Consider the following 13994-nt stretch of genomic DNA (forward strand, 5'->3'; position numbering starts at 1 on the left):
CGAATTACCGATTTCTGTCCCACTCTCTTTTTTATTTTTGTTTCAATTCTGTTCGTAGGGCTTCTTGCTGCTCTTTTGTCAGATGAACGCCCTTACTTGCAACAATCTGGCTAGAGACTTTATTGGCAAAGCTTAAGGCTTGTGCGATATCTAAGCCTTCTAATCGGGCTGACAGAAAAGCTCCGACATGGCTATCCCCAGCACCTACTGTATCAACAACTTCTGCTGGGAAACCGGCCGCCTCATACCAGTTGCCATCATAGGCAACCGCTCCTTTTTCCCCCAAGGTGACAATGACTAATTGTCCCGTTCTCTGATACAAACGTTCGATGGCTGGCTGGATCTCTCTACACCCAGAAAAAGCCAGTGCTTCAGCCTCATTAACATGGAGAATCGGATGCAGATCATAAATTGCTTCCAGTCGATCTTTGGGAATCATGAGTCCGCGTGGTCCTGGTGCGAAAATCACCTGGCCTTCTAATTGCGAAACAGACTGCACCAATGCAAGACCGGTTGGCTCCTCGACTTCAAGGCCACACAAGTAGATGTAATCAAACGGATCTGTCTCGATCTCTTTTAGCCACTCTGCTCGGAAGCTATACTCTACTCCGTGGTCCGATAAGAAGGTCCTCTCACCATCAGACTCTACAAAGCAATAACAGCACCCATTGGCCCCTTCTAATGAGATGCTAGAAGAAATCCCTAATTGTTTTAGCTCTCTCCGAATAAAATCACCATACATCCCAGAACCAACAGGCGAGACAAACTGGTAGGGTTGCGACAAAAAATGAAGAATATTGACGACATTAAATGCACAACCTCCCACAGACCATTGTTGGTGATCAATATGGGCATCTCCTTCACGACTCGGCAAACGATCCAAGTAAATCATCACATCACAAACGGTAGAACCAATAATTAACGCAGCTGTCATCTTTTTCTCCTTACTTTGCCTTCTATTATACCAGAGGAAAGATAAAAAACAACCAACCCCTTGTGGAGTGGTTGCTTCTCATTTTAATCACGGTAAACGGGTTGAGGGCCAAAGGTTTGGGAAACCGGCATGATTTCAATCCGATTGACATTGACATGCTTGGGCTGTTGGATCAACCAAGCTACGGTGTTGGCAATGTCTTCCGGCTGAATGGCATGGGCACCTCGATAGAGGGCCTCTACCCGTTTTTCGTCTCCTTTAAAGCGAATAGAAGAGAACTCTGTCCCTTCGCAAAGACCAGGTTCAATATTGCTGACACGAATCTTCTTGCCAGCTAGATCCGCCCGAAGATTGAGGGAGAATTGCTTGACAAAAGCCTTGGATGCCCCGTAAACATTGGCCCCTGGATAAGGCACAGTCCCTGCTGTAGAGCCCAAATTGATAATATAGCCATCATTTCGTTCCACCATCTGGGGCAAGATTTTCCTTGTCAGATAGGTCAGGCCGACAATATTGGTCTGAATCATGGTCAGCCAGTCTGCAATCTCTGCTTCATAAGCTGGGGCGAGGCCTAGAGCTAAGCCAGCATTATTGACCAAAACATCCACTCTCTCCCAAGCTTTTGGCAAACTGGCAAGTGCATGATCTACCTGAGAAAGATCCGTCACATCCATTTGCAGGGGATAAAAGGCTTCTCCCAGCTCTTCTTGAAGGGCATGTAATTTATCGATGCGTCTAGCTGATCCGATCACACGATATCCATCTGCTACTAAACGACGGCAAATCGCTTGACCAAAACCAGCTGAAGCTCCTGTTACTAAAATCGTTTCTGACATGTCATTACCTCCATGGATTGTAAAAACGTCCTTGATTGACAAAGATCAGGACAATACTCAAAACCAGAACAGCCAAGGCTGATAGAATCATCCCATAATCTTTCATTTCCATGGCTTGATGAGAATACCAGGTCCGCTTTTTATTTTTACCAAAGCGACGTAATTCCATAGCCGTAGAAATGCTGTCAATCCGCTCAAGTGAGCTAAAGATTAAGGGAGAGATGATTTGCAAATTGCCTTTGATCCGCTTGATCAGCTTGGCCTTTTTGGACAATTCCACCCCTCTGGCTTCCTGAGACAATTTAATCGTTTGATATTCTTCTTGTACATCAGGAATGTAACGCAGAGTCAAGCTGACAGAATAGGCAATCTTGTAGGATACGCCAATTTGGTTGAGGCTTGAAGCAAACTGACTAGGATGGGTCGTCATCAAAAAAATCAAGGCTAGAGGTATGGTACAGACATACTTAAGAGCTAGATTAAAAAGATAAAAGAGTTCCTGCGAGGTGATACTATAGGAGCCCCACCCCTTCATCAGTACCGTCTTTGCCCCGTAGATCTCTACACCATACTGGGGGGCAAAGAGATAGACCATGACAACATTTAACAGTGCAAAAACAAGAGCAAATGCAAGTACAAATGAAATATCCCGAAATCGAATACGAGCTGTAGAGAATAACAGTAAGGCGCCCACACCAATTCCTAGAAGGAGCCGGGTATCATAACTCAACATGGCCGCAAGAGATACAAAAAGAAGAAAGAGTAACTTACTCGCACCTGAAAGGCGATGAAGAAAACTCGTCCCCTCATGGTAGCCGACTAATCGATGCTTCATGATCTACTCCTTTCTGTTGCATATAAAACTGCGTTAGCGCCAAGGGATCCATTCCTAATCGATTGGCTAAGGCAAAAATCGAAGTCTCTTTGAGATTAGCCTCTTGTAAAATATCCGGATGAGTGAACAGCTCTGCAGGTGAGAGATCAGCTAGAATTTGTCCGTCTGATACCACAAGTGCACGATCAGAATAATCCAACATCAGTTGCATATCATGGGTAATCATGACAATGGTATGGCCTTTTTCTTGCAAGCTATCTAGAAATTCCATGATGTCAGTGTAATTGCGTTGGTCCTGACCTGCTGTCGGCTCGTCCAAGACCAAAATTTCTGGTCCTAAAACTAGTATAGAGGCGATGGTCACCCGTTTCTTTTGCCCATATGAGAGGGCAGAAATCGGCCATTTACGAAACTCATAGAGACCACAAGTTTTCAGTGCTTGATAGACACGCTCCTTAATATCTTCTTCCGATATCCCCCGCAAGCGCAAACCTAGAGCGACTTCATCAAAAATCATATTGGTCGAAATCATTTGATTGGGGTTTTGCAGGACATAGCCGACTCGCTCAGCCCGTTCCTTGACACTCTCCTGCTTGATATCTTCGCCTCTAGAGGTGTATTGCCCTTCTGTGGTAATGAATCCACAGATGGCTTTCGCAAGAGTTGATTTCCCTGCCCCATTCTTCCCAACAATCGCTAAGCGCTGCCCTTTCGGAATCGTGAGTGATATATCTTTTAAGATCGGATGATTTTCTTGATAAGCAAAGGAAATCTGCTCCAACTTCAATAGTTCTTCTGCTTCACCAGTTTTAGTAAAGGTCGCTTCTGGAATCACACAATTTACATCATCCAGTTGGATATCGTCCAAACGATCCAGATGCTCCAATTGATTGATATCCTGTCCAAGCTGGCGAAGAGTTGTTAAATAGAGGGGTTCTCGAATCCCATTTTCAGCCAGCAGTGTCGTCCTCAACAACTCATCTGGGCTCCCATTAAAGAGAACTTGACCTTGATTGATCAAGATAACCCGATCGACAGGACGGTAGAGTACATCCTCTAAACGGTGTTCGATAATAATGGTGGTCGTCCCCTGTTCTTCATGAATCTGATCGATAAGATCAATAATATCCTGACCCGACTTGGGATCTAGATTAGCCAGTGGTTCATCAAAAAGGAGGATCGGACTTTCGTCAATCAGAACACCTGCTAAGCTCACTCGCTGTTTTTGCCCACCGGACAAATCTTGTGGCCGATGATCCAAGAGCTTCATCAAATCCAAGCGTTCTGCCCAACTCTGCACACGCTCTTTCATCGTTCCCAGATCCACCATGTCATTTTCAAGAGCAAAAGCCAAGTCTTCTGCGACACTCAAACCAATAAATTGGCCATCTGTATCTTGCAAAACCGTACTGACCAAGTGAGATTTCTCATAAATACTGAGATCAAAGGCTTCTTTCCCCTGAATGAGGAATTGCCCACTACTGGTTCCCTTATAGATATTAGGGATAATCCCATTTAAGCACTGGCCAATGGTTGACTTACCAGAACCAGACGGCCCAACAATCAGAACCTTTTCCCCCTTATAAATGGTTAAGTTGAGATTTTTCAAGGTTGGTTCAGACTGTGCCTTGTATTGGAAGGAAAAATCCTTCAGTTCAATCATTGCTTCTTTCATTTAGTTTGCCTTTTCCCAAAAGAGAGCAAATTGGATGGCTAACTCCGCGATGCGATCCTTGCTATCTAAATCTTCATGACTAGATAAGGTTCGGATATCCCATTTTTCTTCCGAGAGGTGGTCAGCTGCATAGAAGAAATGGCAGAGCTCAAAGCCTCTATAAACTGCTAGGGCTGCCACTGCCGAACATTCCATATCCACACAGATGGCTCCTGCTTCCTTTCGTCGCTTCATCTTGTCGATGGTTTCCCGGTAGGGTGCATCTGTCGTCCACACTTTTCCTGACTGATAAGAAACCTTGTGACTATCCAGAAAGGCTTGGAAGAGAGGGAGGGTTTTCTTGTTTACTTCCACTTCATCACTAGCCGGCAGATAGTGGTAGCTAGTCCCCTCGTCGCGAAGAGCAGCCGTTGGAATGATGATGGAAGTCGCTTCGATATCACGGTCTAAAACCCCACAGGTCCCAAAGAGCACCAGTTTTTCCATCCCAAATTGAATCAAATCCTCTATAATCCCCACACAGGAAGCAGCCCCAACGGGTGCATTAAAGGCAGCAATTTGTTGGTCTTCAATAGTGATCCCATAGACCAGGACTTCAAAGTTGGCCATGGAGGTTCTTGCAATGACCTCATGGTCATAATTCTCAAGGAGGCGCGCAAAAGTTACTCTTGAAAAGCAAGAGATGACTACTTTGGGAAATCCTTCAATTGGTTGGTGTAAGTCTTGTGGATTGATAATCGCCTGTCGATTGGCATCAAATTCTTCTAACAGCATTTCGTGCACCTCTTTCATTCTACTTCTAGGCCCCTATTATACCATAATTAGTCTAGTCATTGGTTTTTGATCAAAGGAAGAGCATAAAAAAAGAACTGCTCCCAGACGTTAGATTTTTCGGATCAAACGTTGGAAGGACAGTTCCCTACGATATTGTTACTTGTTTTCCAACTGCGCTAATTCTAGCAAGCGCTCTTTGGACAATTTTTTGATTTCAATTTGACTAGCATCTAGCAGCTGGTATTCATCTGGCTCTAGCGCTTCTATAAGGTTCTTCAGAGCAAGAGACCCAATTGGATGGTAATTTTCTGGCTTATCCGGATCTCCATCTATCGCTACCAATAGCACCCGCCAATCAATGATACCTGCTAAGCCCACAATTTCTACATATTCTGCAGGAACATGTGGCACGCTTGGCAAGACCGTATCCGTATCTTCTGTCAAGCTATAGCTGGCTAAGAAGGCTCCTGTCTCCTCCTGTTGATAAAAACGGACTTGACTGAAATATGCTGCACTATATTGAATCTTCTTGATAAAGGCAGAGTAGGCTTCTAGTGGATGGACATGGTTCAAGACTTCCTGCACTGTATCCCGATCCAAATAGACTGGATGAGCGAAGCCTTGTACTTCAAACTCTTTTAGATCTTTTTCCTTGGTCACATTACCCAGCGTTTCTAGGATAACGACTTCATAATCAAAATGGAAAATAGAATCTGGAGTATAGCTCACGCCGTCGCTGGCCACAATCTCCGTTCCTAATACTTCTCCTAGGCGACTAAGCCATCGAAGGGCCAACTGCCAATCTTCTTCTATCGCAAAAGAGGGCACCTGAATCTGATAAGACTCTTCCTCATCAAAATAGCGTAACTGCAGAGGAAGACCGCTCTTACCAAATACGATACAGTTCAAGCCTTCAAAATCATTTAAGGGACGATGAAGGGTAGCAGGATCATAGTTGTAGGTTGTCAACCCTTCTACCAATTTAAGAACTTCCTGTGCTGCGAGTACTTTCTGATAGCCAAATAAGCTCTTTTTATTTTTGATTGAAAACACGATACTCATTTGTTTTCTCCTTTGTGAAATCGCTTACCTAAAGTATAGCACAATTTTCAATCAATTTCCATATAAAAACAGCCTGAGCTTTCAGACTGTTTGTTTCCATTATGCAGGTGCTCCATCAAGCGTCTCACCGATAAGGGCCAAACGCTCAGCAACCTCTGCTTGTGACAAGTTGTGTTCTTCAACATAACGATTGCGAGGGTGAACCCGGCACTCGTGCGAACATCCGCGAAGATATTTGTCTTCGTTTTCTTCTGAGGTCAAGATGCGACGGTTACAGAAAGGATTTCCACAGTTGACATAGCGTTCACATGGTGTTCCATCAAACCAATCTTTTCCAACTACACTTGGATCAACATGGTTGACGTCGACTGCAATCCGCTCGTCAAAGACGTACATTTTACCATCCCATAGTTCGCCTTGAACTTCTGGGTCTTTCCCGTAGGTTGCAATTCCGCCGTGCAATTGACCGACATCTTTGTAGCCCTCACGCACCATCCAACCAGAGAATTTCTCACAACGGACTCCACCAGTACAGTAAACGACAACACGCTTGTCCATGAATTTTTCCTTATTATCACGGACCCATTGTGGCAATTCACGGAAATTGCGGATGTCAGGACGAATAGCACCACGGAAATGTCCAAGATCGTACTCGTAGTCATTACGAGTATCAAGAACAACGGTATCTTCGTCTAGAAGAGCTTCTTTGAATTCTTTTGGAGACAAGTAAGCACCTGTTGTTTCAAGAGGATCGATGTCCTCGTCAAAGTTTTCATCTTCTAACCCAAGGTGAACGATTTCCTTTTTGTAGCGAACAAACATCTTCTTGAAAGCTTGCTCTTCTTCTTCATCAATCTTGAACCAGAGGTCTTCCATCCCTGGAAGGCTGTGAACATAGTCCATGTATTTTTGCGTTGTTTCGTAGTCACCAGAAACGGTTCCATTGATCCCTTCGTTAGCGACTAAGATACGCCCTTTGAGGCCGATTGATTTACAGAAAGCCAAGTGGTCTGCCGCAAATTGTTCTGCGTTTTCGATTGGAACATATTTATAGTAAAGTAAAACACGAATAGGTTTTGCCATAAGATTCTCTTTTCTAAGATTAAATTATCAGAATTTTTCATTCAACTATACCAGTATACTCTCCCAAGAAAACGAATGCAATTTATTTGACTGAAAAATAAAAGCCTGGGTTTCCAGACTTTTACACGACGACACCAAGGTTCCAACTTTCCTACTCTTCCTTTTCCATCTGATCCAGATAGGCTTCATAGCGTTTTTTCTCAACTTTTGCAAGAAGCATCACAAGGGTATTCACTCCCCATACAATTGGAAGATTCAGTAAAAAGGTAATAGGAAGTACTAGTAAGAATTTTGAATGAAAAGGATTGGCCTGATAAACAGCTTGGTTTAATTGAAAATTTTGGGCCCAGATGAACAAGGAGAGAATAAAGGTTACTGCTACAATTCCCATCGCATTTAGATAGCTATAACTGATAAATTTCACACCCAATCGTTGACAACGAACAGAGTAATACAATCCTGAGACGATGAGTAAGGCTACCACCATGATTGGACTCAGCCCCACCTTAGATGTAAAAATGGATCCTACACTAAAAACAGTCAAGGCAAGGAAAATAAAACCAGCTGTCTCAGCACCAGCCTTATTAGCTAAGCCTTCTTCTCGTTCATCTATGATTTGTTTGTTCAGCAATTGTAATCTCATCTCTTCCTCCTTATTCTTCATCCTCTAACTCTGCCTCGATCTTCTCTTGTTTTTTCCGATTGATAAGAGCAAGTGGTTTTTCAAGCAGATCTGTCAGGATGGCAAAGACGAGAATTTCTAATAAAATTTTGACCAGATACTTGGGACTGAGCATAAAGCTCATTGCTTCTCGCTTTCCAATCACATCCATAGCTGTCACAAGCACAGCAAAGAATAGACCTGATCCAAGGCGACTCAACCAGCTATCTTTATCTAACATATCTCGGATATCAATCCCTGAACTGATCCTTCTCACAAAGGCATAGGCTCCCATGGCAATCAGAAGGAACATCTCAGGGAGATAAGCGACTAGGTCTAAGTCCAGGATACTGGATTTCACAAAGGCAGATAGGGCAATAAAGCAGGTCATGCCAAGGACAAGTTCTCCTGCGATTTTTCCATCAAGTAGCATGGTCCGTTCATCTTTTACAATTGGTTCTTTTTTTTGTTTCATATGTTTCCTCTTTCTATTATTAAAACTGTTACTCCCAGAACAGTTGATCCAGCGTCTTATCCAAGGTCTTACAGATGGCAAGGCAGAGGCTGAGGGTCGGATTGTATTTCCCTGCCTCGATCAGGCCAATGGTCTGGCGTGTCACCCCGATGGCATCTGCAAGATCCCCCTGGGTCATATCATGCTCGACCCGGGCCATTTTTAATTTGAGATTTTTCGCCACATGATTTTCCTTTCTTGTTTTTATAGCTTTATTATACACTATATTTTCTATTTTGCAATATATATCTTGCATTTTGTAAAAAATATTTTTGATAAAACAAAAAAGAGGCTGGGACAAAAGTCCTAGCCTCTCAATTATTTTTGGATTGTCGAGCAAGACGCAGTGGTTGATGGGCTCTACTACGCTGATTTCATCAGCTTTTACAGCCCTACTCAACTGTGCGAAGGAGGGACGACGAAATCGAATTCTAACGAATTACCGATTTCTGTCCCACTCTCTTTTCTTCTGTACATTTAATCTTTGGTCAAACTTCCATCTTTTGTTTGAGTCCGTGCATAAGCAATCAAGAGAAGAGAACCTGCAACAGCTACTGTTAATGCATTAAATGAACCCGCAACAACACCTTGTAGGAAGACTTTATTGGCACTTTCCTTGTAGATCAAGACATCTCCAACCGGAGCAATAAAGCCCCAGATCACAAGGTTGGATACGATTTGAACGACGTTAAAGACAATTAATTCTTTCTTTGTCACTTCCCCTTTAAATTCACCGATTTGTTTGCGGAAGAAACCAACAAAGAGTCCAAACAAACCACTTGAAATGATCCAAGTCCACCAAAGCCCACCTGACATAGCGTCCTTAATGGCATGACCAATCAAGCCGATTAAGAAGCCAACAATTGGGCCAAAGACTACACTAAAGAGAGCTTGAAGGGCATATTGCAACTGAATGCTCGTATTCGGTGCAGGTGCAGGGATTTGCAACATAGCAATCACGACAAAGAGGGCTGCTCCAACCCCAATAGCCACAACATCTTTAATTGAAAATAATGATTTCTGTTTCATTATGATATCTCCTGTTAATTTTCCATTTTTCTAATCTCGATATGCCAAGAAGCCCCAACTCCTACATTATAGGCCTTGGCAAAGGATCCCTGGTTGATGGCAAGACCAACACGGTAAAGGGAATTGATATAAAGGATTGGCTGTCCAATTCGCACATCGGCGAAAGACTTGCCGTAGGTTACTTGGTTTTGGTAAACCAGCATGTCATTGTTATAGATGGTTACTTCAAAACGTTCCCCAAATTTGGGTGACAAATGATTGAACTCTTCTCGAGTAATGGAAGTCCAAAGAGAACCAAAGCGTACATCTAGGATGTCAACTGTACCTTTAACAAGATTGTCCTCAAGAACTGTCTCAACCACTGGGATTTCCACAATATGTTCGACACTGAGTTCTGGTCCGACGTCTTCAAAACTAATATGGCCACTGGCCAACTTAGCCCCAGTATAGGCGTATACATCACGCCCATGGAAGGTATAAGAAAACTCTGTATTGGCCCGGCGGTTCTTCACCTCTGAAATCTCACGGATAGCAACAATCCCTACATGTTTCTTGATAAAAGAGAGAGTGCCATTATCCGGAGTGACAATGTATTGATTTTTCGCCGTTTTAGCTACCACACTCTTTCGTTTGGAACCGACCCCCGGATCGACCACCGAAACAAAGGTCGTCCCTTCTGGCCAGTAATCTACTGTCTGAAAGAGACGGTAACTCCCTTCAAAGATATTGTAGGGGGTAATATCATGAGTTAAGTGGTGAATTTTAAGGGTTGGTGATTCTTCTAAAGCAACCCCAATCATAGCGGATACTGCTCCATCCACCAAACCAAAGTCTGACTGAAGAACTAGTAAATTATTGTGCATCTTTATCTCCTTTTTTGACCAAGAATGGAAGAAGGAAGTTCGATAGTCCCCATCCTAATCCAGCACCCAGTATGACCGTGAGGACAAACCAAGTGATGGTCGCTAGATCTGGTGATACCATCACCCGATTGACATAGTCTATCGATTTACCACGATCCAGTAACGACATGCGGTAACTGGCTGGATAGAACCACATCATAAGAATGGGCCCTGTCGTCGCAAAGGCAAAAATGACAAAAGACAAGGCATTTCGTAAATTCGAGCGAAAACGACCACTTGAGGCGACCATCTCCGCAAAACTTCCGGCGATCAAGGCTGGAATAAAGGCTCCTGCACCATGACGCGAAAAGAGGAAGAAGGATCCGATCACGCAGCCAACTATAAAGATAGATCCAACTCCTTTTATTTTTTCTAGATAATAGCGGTAGATCGTCCCGCCAAACAAGGCTGAAAAGGCAGGAGCATAAAACATATTTCCTTGATGATCGACCAGATTTCCAACTAAGACCCCCAGTCCAATCGCAAGAAAATAGAGGAAAGTGAAGGCTCCAACTTGTTTTATTTGATTCACGTTTATTCTATTCATTGGATACTGATCCTAACGGTGACTAATTTTCTTCGAAAGGAAGTCCCCGATAAATTGGACCAGAACGATCAGAATCAGGATCAATAAGGTCGCCACAAAGATGACATCATTGTTAAACATATTTTTCCCGTAGTTGATGGCCAAGGTTCCTAATCCTCCAGCACCAACGGCACCCGCCATGGCGGTTTCTCCGATCAAGGAAATGATGGTCACTGTTGTCACACGGATCAAATCAGGAAGCCCTTCACGCAGGTAGACTCCGACAATATCCCAGAAGGTTGCCCCACTGGCTTGCGCTGCTTCAATCACCCCTCCATCCAACTCGGACAAGACCACTTGGACTTGGCGGGCAAAGAATGGAAAGACAGCCAAAGACAGCGGAACAAGGGCTGCTGTAGGACCGATGGTATTTTTCAAGAGCAAGTAGGTCAAGGGATTAATAAAGGCCAACAAGATAATGAAAGGAATGGCGCGGAACAAGGAAGTAATCTTATCCAAAATTTGGAAAACAATTCTATTTTCGATGACACCACCTGGACGGGTCAAGACTAACAAAAGTCCTGTCACCAAACCTAAAAATCCACCAATAATGAAGGAAATAACGGTCATGTAAAGAGTCAAGTAAATAGCGGTTCCCCATCCATACTGGCCAGACCACCCTAATTTATAGACATTTGGTAAATATGTTTGAATTAACTGGATCATGCTTTTCTCCCATCTTTCACAATAGTCACGGAAACTCCTGCATTTTCTAACTCAGCTTTGGCCGTTTCCAGATTTTGATTTTCACCTGATAAGATGACCACCAATTCTCCAACAGGCGTGTTATCAAGGATCTCGATGTTCCCAAATAAAATGTTGGCAGATACTTGGTACTGCTTGTAAATATCATTGATGATGGCTGTATCTGTCACAGAACCTGCATACTTGAGATGCGCCAAAATCGAATCATCAGGCAAGTTCTTAACAATCGCTTGTTGATTGATTTTCACCATGGCTTCATCAATTCCTGTTGCAACGGTAATGAAGTCTTGCGTCAAAGCATTTTTCGGATTCGAGAAGATATCTAAAACAGACCCTTCTTCAATCAGTTCGCCATTTTGCATGACAGCTACCCGGTTGGCAATATCTTTGACAATTTGCATCTCATGGGTGATCAAGACAATGGTTAAGCCAAGTTTTTTGTTTAACTCTTGCAACAAAGCTAGAATTTGTTTGGTCGTCTTTGGATCCAAGGCTGAAGTTGACTCATCTGAGATCAAAATTTTTGGATCGTTGGCAAGGGCACGCGCAATCGCTACCCGCTGCTTTTGTCCACCAGACAATTGGGCTGGGTAATTCTCTGCACGGTCAGCTAGACCAACCAAATCCAACAATTTCGCCACTTTCTCATTCTTTTGTTCTTTGTTTAATTTAGAATGTTTAAGAGCAAAAGCCACATTTTCTGCGACAGTCATTTGGGCCATCAAGTTGAAGTGTTGGAAAATCATCCCGATATCCCGACGTTTCTCCCGAAGGGCAGCCGGTTTTAGGGTCACCTGATCTTGATAAATCACATCTCCATCCACAGTGATGGTTCCGGCGCTAGGCACTTGCAAGAGATTGATCACCCGAACCAAGGTCGATTTCCCAGCTCCGGAATACCCTACAATCCCATAGATATCGCCTTCATTAATATGAATAGTCACATCTTTGACGGCTTGGATCTGACGTTTCTTTTGCTGGAAGGTCACATCAATGTGGTCCAGCTGAATCATTGCTTTACTCATAACTTGCTATTAACTCCTTTATCAATTCAATATGGGTATAATAATCGGCGATTTTCACATTTTCGTCGCCCCCATGATCACGGCTATTGGCATTGCCAATTCCAAAGGCTGCCATCGGTACCTGTAAAGCCTCAAATACCGTATGCATGGGCCCTGTCCCCGCTGTTGTTGGAAGAATAGAAACTCCTTCTGGATAGAAATCTTTGGCCAGCTGAATGACATTTAAAATCGATGGGGCACTCATATCACTTCGGTAACTCATTTCACCGAGAGTATAGACCAATTCGACCTGATCATAGCCATTTTTCTTCAATTGTTGCCTGATCTTTTCTAAGACATCCTTGGGATCCAGTCCAGGGACCAAGCGCACCTCCATCTTGGCACGCGCCTCTGCCGGAAGAATCGTTTTAACACCTTGTCCTTGGTAACCAGAGCCAAAGCCTTCAATATTCAGGGCTGGTTCAAAATAGAAACGGCGTAGGAATTCTTTTCGATCTTCCTTCAAGATTGGAAGGGTTAGACCATAGGTTTCCGCTACATCTTCTGGTCCTTTGTTGGCATATTGCTCGATCAAAGCTAGCTCGCGTTCATTGGGTTCTTGGATCTGATCGTAAATCCCATCCACCAAGATTCGGCCTTCTTTGTCACGAAGACTGGCGATAGCATTTAACAAATACCAAGAAGCAGAGTCTACCACACCGCCATAGCTGGAATGAATATCCACTTCTGCACTCTTCACCACCATATCAAAGGTGACGATCCCTTTGCTACCACCGGAAATTTCCAACTGACCCTGATTATTTCGGGTACCTTGTTCCCAGACTAGGAGGTCTGCCCCACGCAAGTGTTTCTTGTGTTTAGCTAAGTATTTATCCAAGTCCGTCGATGCAGACTCCTCTGCTCCTTCGATGATAAAGGTGATATTGACTGGCAAATCGCCACTTTCACGAATGTATTTTCGAAGAGCCGTGAGACGAGCCGTGATATGCCCCTTGTCATCATCAACCCCTCGACCGTACATGGTCCCATAATGAACTGATAAGGTAAAAGGATCTCCCGTCCAAGGTTGGTCTCCATCAGCTGGTACTGTATCATAGTGGTTATAAAAAATGATGGTTTTGGCTTCAGGATTTGGCGAGAAAAATTTGGCAATCACAAAAGGTGCTGTGTAGCTATCATCAACTTCGACTTTGGCTCCTGCAGCTGTAAAAATTTCCCCCAAATAGTTGGCTACTTCCTTGAGACCAACTTGTTGGGCAAAGATGGATTTTTTTGAAATCAAGGTTCGCAACACTTCAAAATAATGTTGTGCGACCTCATCATTTTCAAATTTACGGATTTGTTCCGCTTCTGTTGCAAAAGGCATGCATTCC

At 43.6% G+C, this 13994-nt stretch carries 16 protein-coding genes; all 16 read right to left on the reverse strand.

The features are described from left to right. Positions 1–31: 31 nt before the first annotated feature. Entirely contained in the window at positions 32–934 is a 903-nt protein-coding gene (locus HMPREF3002_RS05490) for a carbohydrate kinase family protein (RefSeq protein ID WP_070665486.1), read from the reverse strand. An 83-nt stretch (positions 935–1017) separates the two neighbouring features. After that, the gene (locus HMPREF3002_RS05495) at positions 1018–1770 is read right to left on the reverse strand and encodes an SDR family oxidoreductase (protein ID WP_045759779.1); all 753 of its coding nucleotides are present in this window, start codon (positions 1768–1770) and stop codon (positions 1018–1020) included. A 4-nt stretch (positions 1771–1774) separates the two neighbouring features. After that, positions 1775–2605: an energy-coupling factor transporter transmembrane component T family protein gene (locus HMPREF3002_RS05500; protein ID WP_070665487.1), complete on the reverse strand. Its 831-nt coding sequence runs from the start codon at positions 2603–2605 to the stop codon at positions 1775–1777. Continuing rightward, positions 2577–4280: an ABC transporter ATP-binding protein gene (locus HMPREF3002_RS05505; protein ID WP_023918938.1), complete on the reverse strand. Its 1704-nt coding sequence runs from the start codon at positions 4278–4280 to the stop codon at positions 2577–2579. The genes HMPREF3002_RS05500 and HMPREF3002_RS05505 overlap by 29 nt, the downstream gene beginning before the upstream one ends. Further along, positions 4281–5054: a nucleoside phosphorylase gene (locus HMPREF3002_RS05510; RefSeq protein WP_021153738.1), complete on the reverse strand. Its 774-nt coding sequence runs from the start codon at positions 5052–5054 to the stop codon at positions 4281–4283. A 156-nt stretch (positions 5055–5210) separates the two neighbouring features. Beyond that, positions 5211–6116, reverse strand: a complete 906-nt coding sequence (locus tag HMPREF3002_RS05515; RefSeq protein WP_070665488.1) for a DUF4299 family protein — start codon at positions 6114–6116, stop codon at positions 5211–5213. Positions 6117–6215: 99 nt separating this feature from the next. Next, positions 6216–7199, reverse strand: coding sequence for an oxygen-dependent tRNA uridine(34) hydroxylase TrhO (locus HMPREF3002_RS05520; RefSeq protein ID WP_070665489.1), 984 nt, complete (start codon positions 7197–7199; stop codon positions 6216–6218). A 151-nt stretch (positions 7200–7350) separates the two neighbouring features. Continuing rightward, positions 7351–7842: a DUF6773 family protein gene (locus HMPREF3002_RS05525; protein WP_070665490.1), complete on the reverse strand. Its 492-nt coding sequence runs from the start codon at positions 7840–7842 to the stop codon at positions 7351–7353. 10 nt (positions 7843–7852) lie between these two features. Next, the gene (locus HMPREF3002_RS05530; RefSeq protein WP_070665491.1) at positions 7853–8335 is read right to left on the reverse strand and encodes a DUF6773 family protein; all 483 of its coding nucleotides are present in this window, start codon (positions 8333–8335) and stop codon (positions 7853–7855) included. 28 nt (positions 8336–8363) lie between these two features. Continuing rightward, a complete protein-coding gene (locus HMPREF3002_RS05535; RefSeq protein WP_003005328.1) occupies positions 8364–8558 on the reverse strand; it encodes a helix-turn-helix transcriptional regulator in 195 nt (64 codons plus the stop codon). A 293-nt stretch (positions 8559–8851) separates the two neighbouring features. Continuing rightward, complete coding sequence (locus HMPREF3002_RS05540) at positions 8852–9403, reverse strand: ECF-type riboflavin transporter substrate-binding protein (RefSeq protein ID WP_049518348.1); 552 nt, start codon at positions 9401–9403, stop codon at positions 8852–8854. A 14-nt stretch (positions 9404–9417) separates the two neighbouring features. Then, complete coding sequence (locus HMPREF3002_RS05545; protein ID WP_070665492.1) at positions 9418–10266, reverse strand: SAM hydrolase/SAM-dependent halogenase family protein; 849 nt, start codon at positions 10264–10266, stop codon at positions 9418–9420. Next, complete coding sequence (locus tag HMPREF3002_RS05550; RefSeq protein WP_070665494.1) at positions 10256–10852, reverse strand: MptD family putative ECF transporter S component; 597 nt, start codon at positions 10850–10852, stop codon at positions 10256–10258. Before HMPREF3002_RS05550 ends, HMPREF3002_RS05545 begins: the two co-directional genes overlap by 11 nt. 12 nt (positions 10853–10864) lie before the next feature. Then, positions 10865–11557 (reverse strand): methionine ABC transporter permease, encoded by a 693-nt coding sequence (locus HMPREF3002_RS05555; RefSeq protein ID WP_003008487.1) that lies wholly within the window; start codon positions 11555–11557, stop codon positions 10865–10867. After that, a complete protein-coding gene (locus HMPREF3002_RS05560) occupies positions 11554–12621 on the reverse strand; it encodes a methionine ABC transporter ATP-binding protein (RefSeq protein ID WP_049486347.1) in 1068 nt (355 codons plus the stop codon). Before HMPREF3002_RS05560 ends, HMPREF3002_RS05555 begins: the two co-directional genes overlap by 4 nt. Continuing rightward, positions 12614–13987, reverse strand: coding sequence for a M20/M25/M40 family metallo-hydrolase (locus tag HMPREF3002_RS05565; protein WP_070665496.1), 1374 nt, complete (start codon positions 13985–13987; stop codon positions 12614–12616). Before HMPREF3002_RS05565 ends, HMPREF3002_RS05560 begins: the two co-directional genes overlap by 8 nt. Positions 13988–13994: the final 7 nt, after the last annotated feature.

This window comes from Streptococcus sp. HMSC065E03, assembly GCF_001815045.1.
Lineage (GTDB): Bacteria > Bacillota > Bacilli > Lactobacillales > Streptococcaceae > Streptococcus > Streptococcus parasanguinis_AD.